The organism is Lysobacter sp. TY2-98 (assembly GCF_003367355.1).
In the GTDB taxonomy this organism is placed as follows: domain Bacteria; phylum Pseudomonadota; class Gammaproteobacteria; order Xanthomonadales; family Xanthomonadaceae; genus Cognatilysobacter.
Window position 1 is genome coordinate 1,489,021 of record NZ_CP031413.1, and the last position, 19,450, is coordinate 1,508,470.

21 protein-coding genes are annotated in these 19,450 nt (G+C 68.6%); 9 read left to right on the plus strand and 12 right to left on the minus strand.

The genetic code is table 11. From position 1 onward, the window contains the following. Positions 1–126: 126 nt before the first annotated feature. The 3 genes from DWG18_RS07015 to rsmD are packed head-to-tail and all read right to left on the minus strand — an operon-like array spanning position 127 to position 1,768. The gene (locus DWG18_RS07015; RefSeq protein ID WP_115646541.1) at positions 127–624 is read right to left on the minus strand and encodes a hypothetical protein; all 498 of its coding nucleotides are present in this window, start codon (positions 622–624) and stop codon (positions 127–129) included. Positions 625–644: 20 nt separating this feature from the next. Next, on the minus strand, positions 645–1,142 hold the full coding sequence (gene coaD / locus DWG18_RS07020; RefSeq protein WP_115646542.1) for a pantetheine-phosphate adenylyltransferase: 498 nt from the start codon (positions 1,140–1,142) through the stop codon (positions 645–647). Further along, positions 1,139–1,768 (minus strand): 16S rRNA (guanine(966)-N(2))-methyltransferase RsmD, encoded by a 630-nt coding sequence (gene rsmD, locus DWG18_RS07025; protein WP_115646543.1) that lies wholly within the window; start codon positions 1,766–1,768, stop codon positions 1,139–1,141. The genes coaD and rsmD overlap by 4 nt, the downstream gene beginning before the upstream one ends. 65 nt (positions 1,769–1,833) lie before the next feature. Here rsmD and ftsY point away from each other — a divergent pair, with 65 nt between their 5' ends. The 4 genes from ftsY to DWG18_RS07045 are packed head-to-tail and all read left to right on the plus strand — an operon-like array spanning position 1,834 to position 5,635. Beyond that, on the plus strand, positions 1,834–3,045 hold the full coding sequence (ftsY, locus tag DWG18_RS07030) for a signal recognition particle-docking protein FtsY (protein WP_115646544.1): 1,212 nt from the start codon (positions 1,834–1,836) through the stop codon (positions 3,043–3,045). Next, on the plus strand, positions 3,042–4,313 hold the full coding sequence (locus tag DWG18_RS07035; RefSeq protein ID WP_115646545.1) for a hypothetical protein: 1,272 nt from the start codon (positions 3,042–3,044) through the stop codon (positions 4,311–4,313). Before ftsY ends, DWG18_RS07035 begins: the two co-directional genes overlap by 4 nt. Further along, positions 4,303–5,364 (plus strand): A/G-specific adenine glycosylase, encoded by a 1,062-nt coding sequence (mutY, locus tag DWG18_RS07040; protein WP_115646546.1) that lies wholly within the window; start codon positions 4,303–4,305, stop codon positions 5,362–5,364. Before DWG18_RS07035 ends, mutY begins: the two co-directional genes overlap by 11 nt. Position 5,365: 1 nt before the next feature. Then, complete coding sequence (locus tag DWG18_RS07045; RefSeq protein WP_115646547.1) at positions 5,366–5,635, plus strand: oxidative damage protection protein; 270 nt, start codon at positions 5,366–5,368, stop codon at positions 5,633–5,635. Here the strand turns inward: DWG18_RS07045 and DWG18_RS07050 are convergent, their stop codons facing one another. From DWG18_RS07050 to DWG18_RS07060, 3 genes are read right to left on the minus strand one after another with little or no spacing between them, the layout of a single operon-like run. Beyond that, positions 5,636–6,148: a hypothetical protein gene (locus tag DWG18_RS07050; RefSeq protein ID WP_115646548.1), complete on the minus strand. Its 513-nt coding sequence runs from the start codon at positions 6,146–6,148 to the stop codon at positions 5,636–5,638. It lies immediately after the preceding gene. Between the two features lie 8 nt (positions 6,149–6,156). Beyond that, positions 6,157–8,022: an ATP-binding cassette domain-containing protein gene (locus DWG18_RS07055; RefSeq protein ID WP_115646549.1), complete on the minus strand. Its 1,866-nt coding sequence runs from the start codon at positions 8,020–8,022 to the stop codon at positions 6,157–6,159. A gap of 35 nt (positions 8,023–8,057) precedes the next feature. Next, positions 8,058–9,614 carry a YdiU family protein gene (locus tag DWG18_RS07060; protein WP_115648082.1) on the minus strand — a complete coding sequence of 519 codons (1,557 nt, stop codon included), beginning with the start codon at positions 9,612–9,614 and terminating at the stop codon, positions 8,058–8,060. Between the two features lie 202 nt (positions 9,615–9,816). Between DWG18_RS07060 and DWG18_RS07065 the strand changes: the two genes are divergently transcribed. Further along, positions 9,817–11,994 carry a DEAD/DEAH box helicase gene (locus DWG18_RS07065; RefSeq protein ID WP_115646550.1) on the plus strand — a complete coding sequence of 726 codons (2,178 nt, stop codon included), beginning with the start codon at positions 9,817–9,819 and terminating at the stop codon, positions 11,992–11,994. 149 nt (positions 11,995–12,143) lie between these two features. On the opposite strand, the gene DWG18_RS07070 is transcribed toward DWG18_RS07065, so the two are convergent. The 5 genes from DWG18_RS07070 to DWG18_RS07085 form a co-directional block, all read right to left on the minus strand. Beyond that, complete coding sequence (locus DWG18_RS07070) at positions 12,144–12,668, minus strand: pyridoxamine 5'-phosphate oxidase family protein (RefSeq protein ID WP_115646551.1); 525 nt, start codon at positions 12,666–12,668, stop codon at positions 12,144–12,146. An 87-nt stretch (positions 12,669–12,755) separates the two neighbouring features. Beyond that, positions 12,756–13,496 (minus strand): sulfurtransferase, encoded by a 741-nt coding sequence (locus DWG18_RS07075; protein WP_115646552.1) that lies wholly within the window; start codon positions 13,494–13,496, stop codon positions 12,756–12,758. 39 nt (positions 13,497–13,535) lie between these two features. Then, a complete protein-coding gene (locus DWG18_RS07080) occupies positions 13,536–13,883 on the minus strand; it encodes a hypothetical protein (RefSeq protein WP_115646553.1) in 348 nt (115 codons plus the stop codon). A gap of 28 nt (positions 13,884–13,911) precedes the next feature. After that, positions 13,912–14,064, minus strand: a complete 153-nt coding sequence (locus tag DWG18_RS15260) for a hypothetical protein (protein WP_162823743.1) — start codon at positions 14,062–14,064, stop codon at positions 13,912–13,914. Positions 14,065–14,112: 48 nt separating this feature from the next. Continuing rightward, positions 14,113–15,735, minus strand: a complete 1,623-nt coding sequence (locus tag DWG18_RS07085) for a serine hydrolase (protein ID WP_115646554.1) — start codon at positions 15,733–15,735, stop codon at positions 14,113–14,115. 89 nt (positions 15,736–15,824) lie between these two features. Here DWG18_RS07085 and DWG18_RS07090 point away from each other — a divergent pair, with 89 nt between their 5' ends. The 4 genes from DWG18_RS07090 to DWG18_RS07105 all read left to right on the plus strand — a co-directional run bounded on the left by DWG18_RS07090 (position 15,825) and on the right by DWG18_RS07105 (position 18,765). Beyond that, positions 15,825–17,066 carry a TIGR03862 family flavoprotein gene (locus tag DWG18_RS07090; protein ID WP_115646555.1) on the plus strand — a complete coding sequence of 414 codons (1,242 nt, stop codon included), beginning with the start codon at positions 15,825–15,827 and terminating at the stop codon, positions 17,064–17,066. 101 nt (positions 17,067–17,167) lie between these two features. After that, positions 17,168–17,548, plus strand: a complete 381-nt coding sequence (locus DWG18_RS07095) for a response regulator (protein ID WP_115646556.1) — start codon at positions 17,168–17,170, stop codon at positions 17,546–17,548. A gap of 10 nt (positions 17,549–17,558) precedes the next feature. Continuing rightward, positions 17,559–18,401: a chemotaxis protein CheX gene (locus DWG18_RS07100; RefSeq protein WP_115646557.1), complete on the plus strand. Its 843-nt coding sequence runs from the start codon at positions 17,559–17,561 to the stop codon at positions 18,399–18,401. Between the two features lie 145 nt (positions 18,402–18,546). Beyond that, positions 18,547–18,765 (plus strand): hypothetical protein, encoded by a 219-nt coding sequence (locus tag DWG18_RS07105; RefSeq protein WP_115646558.1) that lies wholly within the window; start codon positions 18,547–18,549, stop codon positions 18,763–18,765. Positions 18,766–18,800: 35 nt separating this feature from the next. Here DWG18_RS07105 and DWG18_RS07110 read toward each other — a convergent pair whose 3' ends face one another. Continuing rightward, a complete protein-coding gene (locus DWG18_RS07110; RefSeq protein ID WP_115646559.1) occupies positions 18,801–19,448 on the minus strand; it encodes a hypothetical protein in 648 nt (215 codons plus the stop codon). Between the last annotated feature and the right edge of the window lie 2 nt (positions 19,449–19,450).

The following is a 19,450-nucleotide window of genomic DNA, read 5'->3' on the forward strand; positions in this document are numbered from 1 at the left end:
CGCCGCCGCGGTCGCCGACACGCGCTGCACGCCGGGTTGTCGCCCGCGAAACGCTGGGGGGACGCCGGAAACGACGACGGCCGGCGCTGAGGCCGGCCGTCGCAGACGGGCGAAGGTCGCTGCGAATTACTTCGCCTCGGCGAACTCGAACTTGGCGCCCGATGGCTTGACCGCGGCTTCAGCGCGATCCTTGTCGGCCGCGTCGCCGATGAACAGCACGCGCACGCCCTTCATGGTGTCGACGCCGGCGCCGTTGAACGCGGCGACGATCATGTCGGCGGTCTTGGCCGAATCGGCCGAACCGAACGCCATCAGCGTGCCCTCGACGCCGCCACGCGACACGTCTTCCTTGGCCTTGTCGACCGCGCGCTGGAAGGAGTCGTCGTAGCCCTCGGAACCCGGCGCCGGCAGCGTGTACGCGAAGGTGCTGGTCGCGCCTTCGAGGTGGCGGGTGACCTGGTCGGTGATGTAGGCGTTCCAGGCGTTCTCGTCAGTCGGAGAAGCCGGCTTGGCGACGGCAGGCTTCGACGTCTGGGCGGTCTGCGTGCCTTCATCCTTCTTGCACGCCGCCAGGACCGGCAGGGCGAGCACGGCGAGCAGCAACAGGCGGGTCGTGGTCTTCATGTATTTCCTCGGGGTTGACATCAAATGCGCCGCCAATGGGCCTGCAGCGCGGAGGCCACCGCCGGGGGTACGAAACCCGAGACGTCCCCGCCGAGGCGGGCGATCTCGCGAACCAGCGATGAAGAAATGAAGCCGTACTGTTCGGCCGGAGTCAGGAACAGCGTCTCGACCTCCGGAATCAGATGGCGGTTCATGCTCGCCATCTGGAACTCGTATTCGAAGTCCGACACCGCACGCAGGCCGCGCAGCAGCACGCCGGCCCCGACGTCGCGGACGAAATGCGCGAGCAGCGAGTTGAAACCGCGCACTTCGACGTTGGGATGGTGGGCGACCGCTTCGCGCACGAGGCCGACGCGGACCTCCAAGGGCATGGACGGCCCCTTAGACGGGCTTTCCGCAATGCCGATGACCAGGCGGTCGAACAACGGCGCGGCCCGGTCGACGAGGTCGATGTGACCATTCGTGACCGGATCGAACGTGCCGGGATAGACAGCGATGCGGTGGTGGGCCGCGCTCATGGCGTCTCGTGCGGGTTCGACGGCTCCCCGGCCGTCGGTTCAGGATCGAGTGTAGCAGTGGCCGCGACGTGTGAAGGCACGCGGTAGAGGGCGTAACGGACGTCCCGCGTCCGCCCTTCGCGATGCAGTTCCCAGTTCGAAGGGACGGCGGGGTCGAGGTCGGACGGGCTTTCGACGTGCACCAGCGCATCGGGCGCGAGCCGCGGCGCCAGCGCGGGCCAGACCCGCGGCCACAGCCCGCCTGCGAACGGCGGGTCGACGAAGGCGATGTCGAATGTGGCGGTCGACGTCGCCAGCCAGCCCAGCGCATCGCCCTGCACCACCTGCCCGCGCTCGCCGCCTTCGAGACGGCGCAGCGTATTGCGAAGTGCGGTGGCGAGGCCCGCATCGCGTTCGATCATCACGGCCGCGTCGGCGCCGCGCGAGAGCGCCTCGAGCCCGAGAGCGCCGGTGCCCGCGAAGACATCGACCACGCGCGCGCCGGGCAGCCATGGCATCAGCCAATTGAACAGGGTCTCGCGCACGCGGTCGGACGAAGGCCGCAGCCCCGCCACGTTCGGCACCTCCAGGCGCGTTCCGCGCCATCGCCCGCCGATGAGACGGACCTTCCCTGCGGGCGTGTTCATCGGAGCGTCGTGGGGGCCGGTGCTAGCATGTCGCGCCCATTTTCCCCTAATTCCGACGCCTGCCGATGCTGAGTTTTCTGCGCCGCAAGAAGCCGACCGACCCCGAGCGGCGCATGTCCGCCGAGGAGTTGGCCGCGGCGTTTCCGGGCGGCGACGCTACCCCCGCGGCCGAGGCCGCGGTGGAATCGCTCGACGCCAGCGTCAACGATCCCGCATCGGTCGATGCCGCCGGCGAATGGCTGGGCAGCGCGCTGCCCTCGCCCGCCGAACCGGTGATCGACGAGGAGCCGCCCGTTGCCGATCGCGCATCGGATGAGCTGCTCGGCGTCGCGACCAACGCCGTGGCGGCACCCGCCGGCAAGCGCGGCTGGCTCGAGCGCCTGCGCGGCAACGCGATCGCGCGTTCGCTCGGCGGCCTGTTCTCGCGCAATCCCAAGCTCGACGACGATCTGCTCGACGAGATCGAGACGGCGCTGATCACCGCGGACGTCGGCGTGACCGCGACCACCGAGATCGTCGGCGACCTGCGCAAGCGCATGAAGGCGCGCGAGTTCGCCGACGCGAACGCGCTGCTCGCCGCACTGCGGGCCGACCTCCTGGCGATACTCGAGCCGGTGGCGAAGCCGCTGGTCATCGATCGCGACGCCAAGCCCTTCGTCCTGCTCACGATCGGCGTCAACGGCGTCGGCAAGACCACGACGATCGGCAAGCTCGCGCGCCGGTTCCGCGACGAGAACCGCACGCTGATGCTCGCCGCGGGCGACACCTTCCGCGCCGCAGCGGTCGCGCAGCTGCAGGCCTGGGGCGAGCGCAACGGCGTGCAGGTGGTGGCCCAGGGACAGAACGCCGACGCCGCGTCGGTCGCGTTCGACGCGCTGCAGGCGGCGAAGGCGCGCGGCACCGAAATCCTCATCGCCGACACCGCGGGCCGCCTGCACACGCAGCAGGGCCTGATGGCGGAACTGGGCAAGATCAAGCGCGTGCTGCAGAAGCTCGACGCGAATGCGCCGCACGAAGTGCTGCTGGTCATCGATGGCACCACGGGCCAGAACGCGCTCTCGCAGCTGCGCCAGTTCCACGCGGCGATCGGCGTCACCGGCCTCGTCGTGACCAAGCTCGACGGTACCGCCAAGGGGGGCGTGGTGTTCGCGCTGGCGCGCGAGTTCGGCATCCCGATCCGCTTCGCTGGCATCGGCGAGCGCCCCGAAGATCTGCGCGTGTTCGACGCCGCCGCCTTCGTCGACGCGCTGCTTCCGGAGTCGCTGGGCGCCGGATGACGGACGGCGCGCCGGCCCCGCCGACGCCGCTCGCCGCGCCCGCGCGGTCGCGGCGTCGCGTCTGGTGGATCGCACTGCTCATCGCGATCGTGCTGGTCGCCGGCCTATCGCGTTGGGCCACGCGACCTCGGCAGGTCGCGTCGCTGGTGATGTCCCAGGCGGGTCGCGTGCTCGGCCTGCGCATCACCGCGAAGGGCGTCAGCGAATACACGCTCGGCAACACACCGCGACTCGTGTTGCGTGAGGTGACCGCACAGCGCGACGGTGACGCCACGCCGCTGCTGAAAGCCGATCGCATCGCGATGTCGGTACCGCTGTCGACGATCAGGTCGCGCGGCGCGAAGGTCACCGTGCATCGCATCGAAATCGATCATCCTCAGCTCGACATCGGCGCACTGCAGCGCTGGCTCGCGACGCGTCCGCCGACGCCGACGCGCCCGACACCCACACTGACCGATGGCTTCGTCGCGCGCGATGGCGTCGTCACCGGCGACGGCTGGATCATCGACGGCCTTGCAGTGGACGTGCCGCGCCTCGCGCCTCGCCGCATCGTGCGCGGCACGTTGCGTGGTCGCATGGTTGCGGGCGAAACCCGCGTTCCGTTCGAAGTCGCCGCGACGCTCGCACGTCCGGAGATGCCTGCGGGCCTTGGCGTCGCCGGTCGCGTGACGGTGCAACGGCCTGACTGGTCGCTGCCCATGGACCTCGTACTGCGTGGCGTGCCCGACCTCACCCACGACATCGCGTTGAACGCCATTTCGCTCAGCGCACGCGCGCGCTACGTCTCGCCGTCGACCACGCTTCCGTTCGCACTCGGCATCGGCGGTCGCGCCACCTATGCGCAGGGCCTGCATCTGGCACCGTTCGGACTCGCGTTCCGAAAGGGCGACAGCATTCCGGACCTCACTGCGTCCGGCCGACTCGACTGGACGTCCGCGCTGTCGCTGCAGCTCGATGGCGCGATCGCGCGCTGGCCGCAGAGCTGGCCGGAGCTGCCCGCCCCGTTGCACAGCCCGCGCGGCCCGCTGCCGATGCAGCTCGCGTACACCGGGCCAGTCGATTTCTCCGGTGATGCCTCGCTTCATCTCGAATCCGGCGCGACGCGTTTCGACGGGCGCTTCCGCCTGCCACGCGTTCTCGCCTGGCTGGATGCATCGTCGAAAGGCACGCCGCTGCCGCCACTCGACGGCCGTGTATCGACGCCGCGCCTAGAGTTTCCGGCCGTGAAGATGGACGGCGTCGAGGTCGAGTTCTCCGATGGCGAATGAGGGCTTCGCCGCGCGGCTGCTCGCGTGGTTCGACGTCAACGGCCGCCACGACCTGCCCTGGCAACACCCGCGCACGCCGTACCGCGTCTGGCTGTCGGAAGTGATGCTGCAGCAGACGCAGGTCGCGACCGTCATTCCGTATTTCCATCGCTTCGTCGACGCGCTGCCCGTGCTGCGCGATCTCGCCGACGCACCGCTCGATCAGGTACTCGCGCTGTGGTCGGGGCTCGGCTACTACACGCGCGCCCGCAACCTGCACGCCGCCGCGAAGTTGTGCATGGAGCACCATGGTGGCGAACTACCGCGCGATGTCGACGCGCTCGCTGGACTTCCGGGTATCGGTCGCAGTACAGCCGCGGCGATCGCCGCGCAGTCGTGGAACGATCGACACGCGATCCTTGATGGCAACGTCAAACGCGTGCTCGCGCGATATCACGGCGTCGAAGGCTGGCCCGGTACGTCGAAGGTCGAACGCGTGCTGTGGGCGTTCGCAAATGCGCATGTCGCGGAGCGTGATCTGCCCGACGACCGTCTCGCCGACTACACGCAGGCGCAGATGGATTTCGGCGCGACGCTGTGCACCCCGCGACGCCCGCCCTGCGTGATCTGCCCGATCCAGAGCGACTGCGTCGCGCGCATCGAAGGCCGGCAGGACGAACTGCCGACGCCACGTCCCGCGAAAACATTGCCGCGACGGCAGGCGGTCGCGCTGGTCCTACGCGACGCCGACGACCGCGTGCTGTTGCGTCGCCGCGAACCGACCGGCATCTGGGCGGCGCTGTGGTCGCTGCCGCAGTTCGACGACGAGGCCGCGGCGGATGCGTGGCTCAGCGGCCGTGGCGTTCACGGCGATGCGGTGATGTGGCTCGACGATGTCGCACACACCTTCTCGCACTACCATCTCACCCTGCGGCCGCGGCTGCATCGCGTCGACGCGAGCACGCGCGTCGCGGATGACGACGCGGCGACGTGGGTGACCCGCGACGATCTCGCATCGCTCGGCATTCCCGCGCCCGTGCGCAGCCTGCTCAACCGCCTGTTAGAGACCTGATATGCCCCGTACCGTCGACTGCGTCTGGCTCAAGCGCGAGGACGAAGGCCTCGATTTCGTGCCGTGGCCGGGCGAGCTGGGGCGTCGCGTCTATGCGCACGTGGGCAAGCAGGCCTGGGCCGCATGGTTGGCGCACCAGACCATGCTGATCAACGAGAACCGCCTTTCGCCCATGAACCCCAAGCACCGCGCGTATCTGGCGGAGCAGATGGAAAAGTTCCTGTTCGAAGGCGGCGCGGACGCCGCGACGGGCTATACGCCGGAAGGCTGATCAGGGGGTTTCGGGGCGCTGCCAGCAATGGCCGGCCAGGTGTCCCGCCTTCTCCAGCAATACCTCGCGCGCGGGGGACGCCCACAACACGCAGACCACGTCGCGCTCTTGCTCGAAGCGCTTGAGTTGCGCGGCAGCGACGTCGGTGTCGAGGCCCGGAAGCAGCGGCGGCAGTTGTTGCACTACGCGCCAGGCGTCGATGCCGTAGTACGGCAGGCTGACAAGGCCACGTGGCGTCTCCAGAGTCATCAGCGACAGACCGGTTTCACCCGGCTGCGAATGCAGCATCAGCATTTCCAGCTGCGTCAGGTCGACGCGCTGCATGTGGCCGTCATCGCCGCGTGCGGTGAACAGGCGCTGCTGCGTATCGATGTCGACGCGCGTCGTGTGCCCCTGGGCGCGCTGGGCGGCAACGTAGGCGTCATGGTCGTGGCGGACCTTCCACTGCCAGCCGTACCAACCGGCGGCGAGCAGTGCCAGCGCTACCACGATCGTCGTCCATCGATTACGCATCACAGCTCCTAGCCGTCGAGTTCCGCCCAGCGCGCATATGCCGCGTCGAGCTCCGCCTGTGCGCGGGCGATGTCCGCGTTGTGCGCCGTGATCGCGGCCGCATCGCGGGCGTAGAACGAAGGATCGGACAGCGCGTCCGTAAGCCGCGCGACGTCACCTTCCAGTGTTTCGATGCGGGCCGGCAACGCCTCCAGCTCGCGGGATTCCTTGTAGCTGAGCTTGCGCTTGGGCGGCGTCACGGCGGCGACGGGCGCGGACTTTGGCGGCTCGGCACGCGTCGACTTCGCTCCGAAGACCGGACGCTGGCGCAGCCAGTCGGTGTAGCCGCCGACGTAGTCGCCGACGCGTCCATCGCCCTCCATCACGAGGGTCGACGTGACCACGTTGTCGAGGAAGTCGCGGTCGTGACTGACCAGCAGCAACGTCCCCGCGTAGTCGCCCAGCAGTTCCTCGAGCAGCTCCAACGTTTCGACGTCGAGATCGTTGGTCGGTTCGTCCATCACCAGAAGATTGGACGGCTGCGCGAACAGGCGTGCGAGCAGAAGGCGGTTCCGCTCACCGCCCGACAGTCGCGTGATGGGCGCACGGGCGCGTTCCGGAGTGAACAGGAAGTCCTGCAGGTAGCCGATGATGTGCTTGCGCTTGCCGTTGAACTCGACGAACTCGCGGCCTTCCGCCACGTTCTCGATCGCGTTCCAGTCATCGCGAAGCGTCGCGCGGTACTGGTCGAAGTAGGCGATCTGCAGGCCGGTACCGGGACGCACCTCGCCCGAATCAGGCACGAGATCGCCGAGCAGCGTGCGCAGCAGCGTGGTCTTCCCGCTGCCGTTCGGTCCGATCAGGCCGATGCGGTCGCCGCGGAAGATCGTGGTCGAGAAGTCGCGGATGATCGTGCGGCCACCGAGCGCGACGCTGACGTCCTTGGCCTCGATCACCTTGCGGCCCGAAGCATCGGCCTGCGCAGCCTCCATTCGCACCTTGCCGGTGAGGTCGCGACGCTGCGCACGTTCGTCGCGCATCGCCTTCAGTCGGCGTACCCGGCCTTCATCGCGAGTGCGGCGCGCCTTAATGCCCTGGCGGATCCACACCTCTTCCTGCGCGAGCAACTTGTCGAAGCGCGCGTTCTCCTGCGCTTCGGCATGCAGGCGTTCCTCGCGTCGGCGCAGGTAGTTGTCCCAGTCGCCCGGCCAGCTCGTTAGCGAGCCGCGGTCGATCTCGACGATGCGCGTCGCCAGCGAACGCATGAAACGGCGATCGTGGGTGATGAAGATCAGTGTGCCGCGCCACGACTTCAGGAAGCCTTCCAGCCAGTCGATCGATTCGATGTCGAGGTGGTTGGTCGGTTCGTCGAGCAGGAGCACGTCGGGCGCCGAGACCAGAGCACGCGCGAGCATGACGCGACGTCGCATACCACCGGAAAGCCCGGCGAACGCGAGATCCCCGTCCAGTGAGAGACGCGTCAGCGTTTCGGTGACACGCTGATCCAGTGACCACGCACCCAGCGCCTCGATGCGCGATTGGACCTCGGCCAGCGCCACGGCATCGACTTCGGCCGCATGACTCAGATGATGGAAACGCGCGAGCAACGCCCCCTGCTCGCCGAGGCCACCGGCGACGACGTCGAACACATCGCCCGCGGTATCCACCGGCACTTCCTGTTCGAGACGGGCCACGCGCACGCCATCTTCGTAGCGAACTTCGCCATCGTCCGCGCGCAGGTCGCCGGAAATGAGCTTGAGCAGCGTGGACTTGCCGGCGCCGTTGCGACCGATGACGGCGATGCGCTCGCCGGCATCGATCGAGAGATCGACGTGGTCGAGCAGCAGCGGGCCGCCGACGCTGAAGTCGACGGACTGGAGGGTGATCAGGGGCATGACGCCATTCTACGCGCCGCGGTGCCGGCGCCTTCTCACGAGCTGCACGAGAGCATCGAACAGCCGGCCTTGTGGCGCGCCCAGTCGGGCCGCCGCTGCGCGAATGTCTCGCGGCCGGGCTGATCGTCGTAAGGCCGACGCATGACGTCGAGCAGTTCGTCGATGTCGGAGGGATCGCCGGCCGTCGCGCGATCGATGACCTGCTGCGCGAGGTAGTTGCGCAGTACGTAGCGCGGGTTGGCGCAACGCATCTGCTCGCGGCGTGCGTCGGCCGATGGACCCTCCGCGAGCCGCGCGGCGTAGCGCGCGAGCCAGTCGCGCAGCGCGGGCTGGCCGGCGTCGCGCTTGGCGTCGTCGTAGTACGCGGCCTCGAGGGATGACAGATCGGGCGACGCGGGATCGACGTCGATCAGGCCGCGGAAGAACAGCGTCATGTCGACCTCGGTATCGCGCATCCATTGCTGCAGCGATTCCACCAGCTCGAGGTCGCCCTCGCGGAATTCGCCGAGCCCCAGCTTGGCGACCGCGTTGTCGCGCTCGGTGCGTTCATACGTCGCGACGTAACGCGCGAGCCCATCCTGCAGCGGCGTGACGTCGGGATCGAGCGCGGCGACCGCCGATGCAAGTCGACCGAGGTTCCAGTACGCCACCGCGGCCTGCTGACCGAACCGGTAGCGACGGCGCTGCGCGTCGGTGGTGTTCGGTGTCCAGTCGGGGTCGTAGTCGTCGATCCATCCGTAGGGGCCGTAGTCGATGGTAAGCCCGAGGATCGACAGGTTGTCAGTGTTCATCACGCCGTGCACGAAGCCCACGCGCATCCAGTGGCCGACCATCACCGCAGTGCGCTCGCAGATCTCGCCGAACCACTTCGAGACGACGTCGGGCGCATCCGGATCCAGATGCGGAAAGTCCCGTCGAATACAGAATTCGACCAACCGCCGCAGCAAGCCGATATCCCCGCGCGACGCCGGCAACTCGAAGTGGCCGAAGCGGATGAACGACGGCGCGACGCGGCAGACGACGGCACCAGGCTCGGGCGCGGCATGACCGTCGTAGAACATGTCGCGCAGGACGTCCTCACCGGTTGCAACCAGGCTCAACGCACGCGTCGTCGGCACGCCGAGGTGATGCATGGCTTCGCTGCACAGGAACTCGCGGATCGACGAACGCAGCACCGCGCGGCCGTCGGCGGTGCGCGAATACGGCGTGCGACCGGCGCCCTTCAGCTGCAGCTCCCAGCGCTCGCCGGCCGCGTTGACGGTTTCGCCCAGCGTGATCGCGCGGCCGTCGCCCAGCTGCCCGGCCCAGTGGCCGAACTGGTGGCCCCCGTAGTTGGAGGCATACGGCTGCATGCCGGCCAGCAGCGCATTGCCGCCGAACACCTGCGCGAATTCGGGCGATTCCGCATCGCGCGCGTCGAGCCCCAGCGTCGACAGCATTTCGCGCGACACCGCGAGCACGCGGGGTGCAGCGACGGGATCGGGGTCGACGGGCGACCACAGCGCGCCGTGCACCTGCCGCACCGCCTTCCCGCGCGCCGGATCGCCCGGTAGCTCGTGCACGAAGCGGTTGTCGAAGTGGAGGTCGGACAGGCTCATCAGGGGCCCTGAAAGCGGACGCTGCACGCGCATCGGGTGCGCATCGTAGCCGGCGCGGCGTCATCGCCCACGCGACGGCGGCCGTCGTTTTCCCCGGAAAACACCGTGAAAACGTCGCCATCGACGGCCCGGTCGCGCGCGGGCCTGTAGACTGCCGCCCCCCGACCGGCGCGACCGGCGCCCACGTCCTGCCGCCATGAGCGCCGAAACCGACCCGTCCTCCGTCACCTTCACCGACCTTGCCCTCGGCGCGCCGCTGCTGCGCGCGCTGGCCGACGTCGGCTACGAAACCCCCTCGCCGATCCAGGCCGCCACCATCCCGCCGCTGCTCGCCGGCCGCGACGTCATCGGCCAGGCGCAGACCGGTACCGGCAAGACCGCCGCGTTCGCATTGCCGGTGCTGGCCCGCATCGATCCCGCCAAGACCAAGCCGCAGGCCCTGGTGCTGGCACCGACCCGCGAACTCGCCATCCAGGTGGCCGAGGCGTTCCAGAAGTACGCGACCTACCTGCCCAACTTCCACGTGCTGCCGATCTACGGTGGGCAGGGTTACGGGCCGCAGCTGGCGGCGCTGCGCCGTGGCGTGCACGTCATCGTCGGTACGCCCGGCCGCGTGATCGACCACATGAAGCGCGGCACGCTCGATCTGTCCGCGCTGTCGATGGTCGTGCTCGACGAGGCCGACGAGATGCTGCGCATGGGCTTCATCGACGACGTCGAAGCAGTGATGAAGGCGACGCCGGAGACGCGTCAGGTCGCACTGTTCTCGGCCACCATGCCGGCGCCGATCCGCCGCATCGCGCAGACCTACCTGAAGGATCCGACCGAAATCGCCATCAAGGCGACGACGACGACCGCGGCGAACATCCGCCAGCGCTACGTCGCCGTCAGCCAGCACCACAAGATCGACGCGATCACGCGTGTGCTCGAAGCCGAGACGTTCGACGCGATGATCGTGTTCGCGCGCACCAAGATCGCGACGGAGGAGCTCGCCGGAAAGCTCGCCGCGCGCGGCATCGCGGCGGCGGCTTTGAATGGCGATGTCCAGCAGGCGCAGCGCGAGAAGATCGTGCAGCAGCTCAAGGACGGCCGCATCGACGTGCTGGTCGCCACCGACGTGGCGGCTCGCGGTCTGGACGTCGACCGCATCACGCACGTCCTCAATTACGACATCCCGTACGACACCGAGAGCTACGTGCACCGCATCGGCCGTACCGGCCGCGCGGGCCGCACCGGTGAAGCGATCCTGTTCGTGACGCCGCGCGAGCGCGGCATGCTGCGCGCGATCGAACGTGCCACGCGCCAGCCGATCGAGCAGATGGAGCCGCCGAGCATCGAGTCGGTGAATGCGCGTCGCGTCGACAAGTTCATGGAGCGCATTTCCGATGCGCTGGAATCCGCCGAGCTGCCGACCTACCGCGATCTCATCGAGCGCTTCGAGAACGAGCGCAACGTGCCGGCGGTGGAAATCGCCGCCGCCCTCGCGCACCTGCTGCAGGGCGAGTCGCCGCTGCTGATGGCGACCGGCCACGATCCGCTGCTCGACGCCCAGCGTCGCGACCGCATGGATCGCGAGCGCCATCAGGATCGCGATCGCGGTCCGCGTCCGGATCGTCCGGGCCGTTTCGAACGCGACAGCCGCGGCGAGCGCCCGGCACGTTTCGACCGCGACGATCGCGCGCCGCGCCCGGACCGCGACGGCAAGCCGTATCCGGATCGCAGCGAACGCCCTGCCCGCTTCGAGCGCGATGATCGTCCGCGCCCCGAACAGGGCGGTGATCGTGCCTACGGTCGCGCGCCGCGCCCCGAACGCGACGACCAGGCGCCGCGCATCGAACGCGGTCCGATGGGCGACGAGCGCCCGCAACGCTTCGAGCGCGAGGACAGTCGTCCGCGTCCCGAGCAGGTGGAGCGTCCCGCACGCAGCGGGAGCGATTTCGAGTCGCGTGGACCGCGCTTCGAGCATGATTCGCGTCCGCGCAACGATGCGGAGCGCGCGTTCGACGATGCACCACGTCGCGAGCGTCCGCAGCGTGGCCCCGAGGCGGGCATGGAAACGTTCCGCGTCGAAGTCGGGCACGTGCACGGCGTGAAGCCGGGCAATCTCGTCGGCGCGATCGCGAACGAAGCGGATCTCGAAAGCCGCTTTATCGGCCGCATCGACATCCGCGACCACTTCACGCTCATCGACCTGCCGGAAGGCATGCCGCGCGAAACAATGGAACACCTCAAGCGCGTGCGCGTCGCCGGGCAGCAACTCAAGCTGCGTCGCGACGATGGCGCGCCACCGCGCGAGGGCGATCGGGGCGACCGCGGGGACCGGGGTGGGCGGGGCGATCGCGGCGGCTTCCGCGGCCCGCGTCGCGATCGCTGATCGGACCGCAGCCCAGAGAAAAAGCCCGCGAGCGATCGCGGGCTTTTTCGTATTACGGACGTGCGACGCGATCAATCAAAAGACCGCACGTCGTTCGGCCATGCGACTTCCAGTCATCGCGATGACTTCCGTGCGGTGTATCGACCCGACTACTGCAGATTGATCCGCTGGTTGTCGGACAGCACGCCCGGATCATGCGTCACCGCCGTCAGCAGGAACTGCAGCGCCTTGCCGGCGACCGTGCCCGGCGTGTCCCAGTATTCCGCGCTCTCGGCCTCCACGCGGATCAGGCACAGGTTCGGGTCGTCCTTGCCGCCTTCGAAATACGGCGCCATGTACGGCTTCCAGTGACGCTCGATGTCCCCACGATCACGCGTCGCGATGGCACGACCCGAGATCGAGATGTAGGTGCCGTTATCGTCCGACGCGAACGCGACGTTGACCTGCGGAGTCGCCTCGATCTCGCGCACCTTCTCACTGTCGGCGCCGGTCGCGAACCAGAGATCCCCGTCGAATTCCACTTCGGCGACGCCCAGCGGGCGGCTGAACAGGCGACCGTTTTCACCCTGCGTCGTCAGCATCGCGACGTGCAATCCCTTCGCGAGATCCCGCAGCTTTTCGATGTTCTCGTCGCGGTCGGGCGCGGCGGTTCGGGCGTTGTCGCGCAGTTCCATGTCGTCTCCTCGTCGATGCGGCGCTAGCGCCATTGGAGGCAGGAGACCGCACCCGCCGACGAGGCCGGGTGAAACGCCGGTGACGCGTCAGGCCGCGGCGTCGACCACCGGTTTCAGCTGCGGATCGAGCGCGACGCGGCCGTCGAATACGAAACAGTGCCCGTCGTAGCCGAAACCGCCGACCTGTTCGAAGTAGCCGAGGATGCCGCCGTCGAGCTGCAGGACGTTTTGCATGCCGTCGTCGTGCAGCCAAAGTGCCGCCTTCTCGCAGCGGATGCCGCCCGTGCAGAAGCTGACGACGGTGGCATCGGCGAGCTCGTCGCGATGCGGCGCCAGCGCCGCGGGCAGATCGGTGAAGTTGTCGATGGGCAGCGTCATCGCGCCACCGAAGGTGCCGTAGTCGAACTCTTCGCGATTGCGCGTATCGAGCAGAACGAGGCGCCGACCGTCGTCATCGGTGCCCTGCGCGATCCAGCGTGCGAGCGTCGGCGGATCGACCGCAGGCGCGCGGCGATCGAATGGCGTGGTGCCATCGCGACGAAACGTGATGATCTCGGGCTTGCGCTTGACCTTGAGGCGCCCGAATGGCTGCGCGCAGCTCCAGCTGCGTTTCACATCCAGACCGGCGAAGCGGGCATCGTCGTGCAGCACGGCGAGCACCGCATCGATCGCAGTTTCATCGCCCGCGAGGAACAGGTTCACGCCTTCGGGCGCGACGAGAATCGTGCCGCGAACGTCACCGGCTTCCGCCGCCGTGCGCAGCGTCGCGGCGAGCGCATCGGCGTCGTCGAGGGGAGTGAAGTGGTAGGCGGCGACATTGAGCAGCATGCCGCCATTGTACGAAGCGGCCCGGGCCGCAGACCCTGTTCAGCGGCCCGCGAGTGCTTCCAGGTGCGGCAGCGGCTGTGGGCTGGCGATGAACGTCGCGCCGTTGTGGTCCTGCTTGAACACGAAGCCATGCGCCATCTGCAGGTCGTCAGGAACCCAGAACACCCGCGGTTCGAGGCGGAAGCCGCCCTCCCAGCCGGCCGCGAGCGCGGCTTCCTTGGCCGACTCCCAGCTCTTCAGGAACGCGAGGCTGGCCGAGGTATCGAGGCCTTCGCGCGGGTCGCTGCCCTCGCAGGGCACGGCCGCGACCTCCAGCGTTTCGCGCACGCTGCGCAGCTGGTGCCAGCCGTAATCGATCGGTCCGATGGAATAGACGTGCCAGTTCATGTGCGGTCCCCCTCCGCGATGTTCGCTGTCAGCCCGGCATCGGCAGGCCGAGATGCGGCGCGATGAGCCAGTACACAGCGCCGAGGATCACGGCCCAGATCAGCAGGCGCACGACCAGCCCGACCGCCTTGAAGGCGAGCCAGATGCCGAGGATGACGATGACGATCGCGACGATGCTCATGGGCGGTCCAGGTCGAGTCCGGCCAGCATAGACCGGAACCCGTGCACGTTACGGCGTCGCCACCGGCGCCAGGCGCAGGTCCTGGAAGTCGAAGCTGAAATCCGTGAGCGGCGACACGGGCTGCATGCGCACGCCCTGGATCACGCCATCGTGGTCGAGGTCGAAATCCACGAACGCGTCCGCGTTGAGCCAACGCTGGTCCCAGCGGACGATGAAGCTGTCGTGCTGCCAATGTTCGAGGCGGCCGACGAGTTCGGGCGTCCTGGTGAAGCGCAGGCGCAGGCCCTTCGCATCGCGTTCGACAACGACATCGCCGTACCACGGGTCGCGGTACGTACCAGCGTACTTCGCGAGCGGCAGCGACGGCTTCGATGCGGCCTCCCGCTGCGCCAGATGCTTCTTCCAGCCTTCGTCCGCATCACCGCGCGACTTGTCGAGCGCGGCGCCGTAGGCCGCAACCCAGTCCGTCTTCGACGCGCCGGTGTAGGCGTCGAGTACGCGATAAGTGATGGAGTTGAACGCGCCACCCATCTCGGCGTTTGTGAGCACGACCACGCCGACGCCGAGGTCGGGAATCATCGTCACCTTCGACACCATGCCGGGCCAGCCGCCCGTGTGCCAGACGAGCTTGTGGCCGCGGTAGTCGGACAGGAACCAGCCCTCGCCATATCCCGCGAAGTTGGGCTTGAGCGGTTCGAGCTGCGGCACCGACGGCTTCGACACAGGAATCGGCGTCACCACCTGCCACTGCGCGTCGTGCCGCTTATCGCTGACGAGTCGTTTCGCGTCGTCACCGCTGCCGCTGATGATGCCGCCGGCGAGCTGCACGTCCATCCAGCGCGCCATGTCGTGCACGCTGGAATAGATGCCGCCGGCACCGGCGACGTTCGACCACGTCATCGGCGCGGCGAGCGGCCGGACGTCCTTGAAATCGAGCGCGGCGTGACCGGTGGCGAACTCGTCGCCCGGCTTGAGGAAGTCGCTGTTGTAGCGCGTCTCCTTCATGCCGAGCGGGCCGAGGATGCGCGTGTCGAGGAAGCTCTGGAAGCTCTGTCCGCTCGCCTGCTCGACCACCAGCTGCGCGACGCCGAACAGGATGTTGTCGTAGGCGTACTGCCCGCGGAAGCTGCCATTGATGGGCACGTTCTTGAGGCGTTCCGCGACTTCGCGACCGGTGTAGGTCGTGCCGGGCCAGTAGAGAAGATCGCCCGCACCGAGGCTCAGACCCGAGCGGTGCGCGAGCAGGTCGCGGACGCGCATCTCGTGCGTGATGTACGGATCCGACATGCGGAACCACGGCAGGTGGTCGATGACGCGATCGTCGAGCGAGAGCTTGCCGTCGTCGGCGAGCATCGAGATCGCCATCGACGTGAACGCCTTGGTGTTCGATGCGATCGCGAACTGCGTATGCGCGGTGACCGGCTCATTCGTGCCCATCTTGCGCACGCCCCAGCCTTTTTCGAGCACGACGTGCCCGTCCTTCACGATCGCGACGGCGATGCCCGGCACGTCGAATCGCTTGCGTGCGGATTCGACGTAGGCGTCGAAGTCGGCGAGTTGCGCGGGGAGCGCGGTCGCGGCGGTGGGAGCGGAAGCGGTTTCCTGTGCGCTGACGGGCGCGACGAGCAGGAGCGGAAGCACGAGCAGGCAGGCGGACAGGCGCGGCGTCATCGGGTCGGATCGGAGGGACGAGCGCGCGACGATACCGCGTCGACCGTCGCAGCAGGCATGCTGTGCGCCCCGCATCGCATACGCACCGCATGGCCTCCGCACGACTCGAGCTTCCCGGCATCGCCATCGTCGGCGGCGGCCCCGCTGGCCTGATGGCTGCGGAAGTCGCGCGCGCGGCGGGCGCCGAGGTCGACCTGTTCGATGCGAAGGGTTCGGTCGGCCGCAAGTTCCTGATCGCCGGCAAGGGCGGGCTGAATCTCACGCATTCGGAGCCACGACCCGCGTTCGACGCGCGCTATCGCGAGCGTGCGGCGCAGGTCGGCCAGTGGCTCGACGATTTCGACGCCGATGCTCTGCGCGAGTGGGCGCGCGGGTTCGGCATCGACACATTCGTCGGCACGTCGGGCCGGGTGTTTCCGACCGACATGAAAGCCGCGCCGCTGCTGCGCGGCTGGGTGCGGCGCCTGCGCGAATCCGGCGTTCGCTTCCATGTGCAGCATCGATGGACGGGATGGAGCGAGGACGGTGCGCTGCGCTTGGAGACGCCCGATGGGGTCGTCGAAGCGAGCGCGCGGGCAACGGTGTTCGCGCTGGGCGGCGGCAGCTGGCCGGAGCTGGGCTCGGATGGTGCGTGGATGGCCCCGTTCCGCGATGCGGGCGTCGACGTCGCGCCGCTCGTGCCGTCCAACTGTGGGTTCGATGTCGCGTGGACGCCGCACTTCGTCGAGCGATTCGCTGGCGAGCCGTTGAAGCCCGTCGTCGCGCAGTGGACGGACATCGCAGGTGCGCGTCGCTCGCTGCAGGGCGAATGCGTGGTCAGCGCCGCGGGCATCGAAGGCAGCCTGATCTATGCGCTGTCCGCCGACCTGCGCGACGCGATCGCGCGCGATGGATCGGCCGTCCTCGAACTCGACCTCGTGCCCGGCCGCGACGCGCCCACGCTGCGCGACGCCCTCGCCCGCCCGCGCAAGGGCCGCAGCCAGAGCGACCACCTGCGCCGGCAGGTGGGCGTGCACGGGGTGCGCGCCGGCCTGCTGCACGAGGTGCTGCGCCATCCGCTCCCCGACGATCCCGCCCGCCTGGCCGCCACGCTCAAACGTCTGCCGCTTCGGCTGCTGTCGCCGCGACCGATTGCCGAAGCCATCAGCTCCGCCGGCGGCGTGCGTCTCGAAGCGCTGGACGATGATCTGCAGTTGCGCGACCGCCACGGCGTCTTCGTTGCCGGCGAGATGCTCGACTGGGAGGCGCCCACGGGCGGCTATCTGCTGACCGCCTGCTTCGCCAGCGGGCTCCGGGCGGGCCGCTCGGCCGCCCGTCACGTGACGCGCTGATCGCCCTCAAGCTTCCTCCATACGCGCCGTTACGGTGTTCCGAGGGACGACGCCGATCGCCCCACGGAACGCGCGCGCCGGATGCGTGCCAGGACACCACGATGACCGACCGCCCGAAGGTTCTGCTCTGCGACGACTCCCGCGCGCTGCGCATGCTGACCGCCCAGCAGATCGACGCCTGCGGCTACCAGCTGGCGGGTGAAGCCGACAACGGCGTCAAGGCGGTCGAGCAGTACCTCGCGCTCAAGCCGGATGTCGTGCTGCTCGACCTCGTCATGCCGAAGGTCGATGGCAAGGCGGCGCTCAAGCGCATCCTCGAACTCGATCCGGCGGCGAAGGTCGTCGTGCTCAGCTCGCTCGGCGCGCAGAACGACATCGAGCAGTGCCTGAAGATGGGCGCGAAGAGCTACCTGCAGAAGCCGATCGACCGCGACACGCTCGCGCGCGTGCTGGCAGAAGTCACCGCCGCCACGACCGCCTGAGGACCTGACCATGGCAGCCAAGTTCTTCGGCCAGTTCCTGCTGGAAAAGGGTGTGATCGACGCACAGCAGCTTCTGCGTGCGCTCGAGATCCAGCGCGTCTCCAATCCCGCGCTGGGCGAGCTCGCCTGCGAGCGCGGCATGCTCACCGCCGACCAGGCGATGGCGATCAACGAACGCCAGCGTCGCGAGGACAAGCGTTTCGGCGACCTCGCGCAGGCGATGGGTCTGCTGACCGGCGACGAAGTGAACATCCTGCTCGACGAGCAGAAGTCCCGTCGCAAGCTGTTCGGCGAAATCCTCGTCGAGGAAGGCTTCCTGACACGCGACCAGCTCGACGCGGAGCTGCGCTCGCATGCGGGCGAGCGCGACGATGCGATGCGTTCGCTCGACACGATGGTCGCGTCGCACAAGATCGGTCGCCGCGTCGGCAATTCGATCGCGACCTGCAACAAGCTCTTCCCGCGACTGCTGCGCACGCAGTGCCAGTTTTCCGCCGTCGTCGACCCGAAGAATCCGCCCCACACCGATGCAATGGCGCTGGTGCGCGTCGCCGCCGAGCGTCCGCTGGCGATCGGCGTCGCGTGCGACAAGGCCACGATGCACAGGATCGCCGAGGCGTTCCTGTCGATCCCGCCGGAAGCCTGCGACGAGGAACTCGCGCTGGATGCGCTGGGCGAACTCGTCAACGTGCTGATGGGCTACGTCGTCAAGGACAGCCTGCCGGAGGACGCGACCTATCGCGCCTCGCCGCCGGACTTCGAAACGCCGGTGTCGGCGCTCAACGACGGCATGCACGTGCTGGTCTCGATGACCTCGCAGCTCGGCCCCTTCCTGCTGGTGCTGGGCGACTGAGTCCGCGCTACAGCCGGTTCGACGCCGCCTGCGCCCCGGCGTCGACCGCCCAGCTGAAGGCGTCAGCGAGCGGCCGCAGGCTTCACGTGGCCTTGAACTTGGCGCCCCGCAGACTGGCTCCCGTACCACCTGGGGAGCCCGCGCCATGAATATCCAACCGCACACGACGATCATCAGTTCGCGCGAGCTGGCCGCACTGCGTCTGCTGGCCGTCGATGGCCGCGCCAAGATCGACAAGCAGCTGGAGGACGACCTCTACGCCAAGGGCCTGCTGCAGATCTCGTGGGACCGCTGTCTGTCGCCGGCGGGACGGGATGCGATCGATCCCAGCCCCGCGCTCACACTGCGTCGCGCGCACGCCTGAAAAAAGCGATCGGCCACGCCGGTCGCTTCACGCCATCAACCGTTCTTCGAACCGCCCGCCGCTGTCGCACTGGCGGGCGTGGTCGCGCCTGACGTCGCTGCCGCGCTGGGCTTCGCAACGTGCCAGCTGCCGAACTTGTCCTTCACGCCATCTCCGTTGGCCTGGCTGACACCCGTGTCCGCCGCGTACCGATACAGTGGATGACCATCGAACGTGACCTGGCGCATGCCGTCCGCGCGCGAGATGGTGGAGATCGATGCACCCTGCAGGCCCGGCGCGCCGGCCGGCTGCTGCGCGTCGGCCGTCACGGGCGGCCACGCCTGCGTGCATTCGGCCTTGCACTTGCTGCCGTCGGTGTCGCCTTCCACCCAGTAGACCGCGTTACCGGCGCCGTTGGTGACGTACGCGCCATGCGGCCCATTCGCCGTGAGCATCAGCGTAGGCGACGCTGCGGCGCCCGTGGTGGGCGTCGTCGCCTGCGATGCGTCGTTGCCAGCCGCGGGGCTCGCGGAGTCAACCGGCGGCGCACCCGGGCCGGCGGACGTTGCGCCCGTCGCCGCGGAACTCGAATCGGTCGCGCCATCGGCGAGCGTGTCGTTGCCGCCCTGCCCCTTGCACGCGACGAGCGCGAGAGCGGCAGCAACGGCCAGGCCCAACAGATGGGCGGAAGAATGACGGGACATCG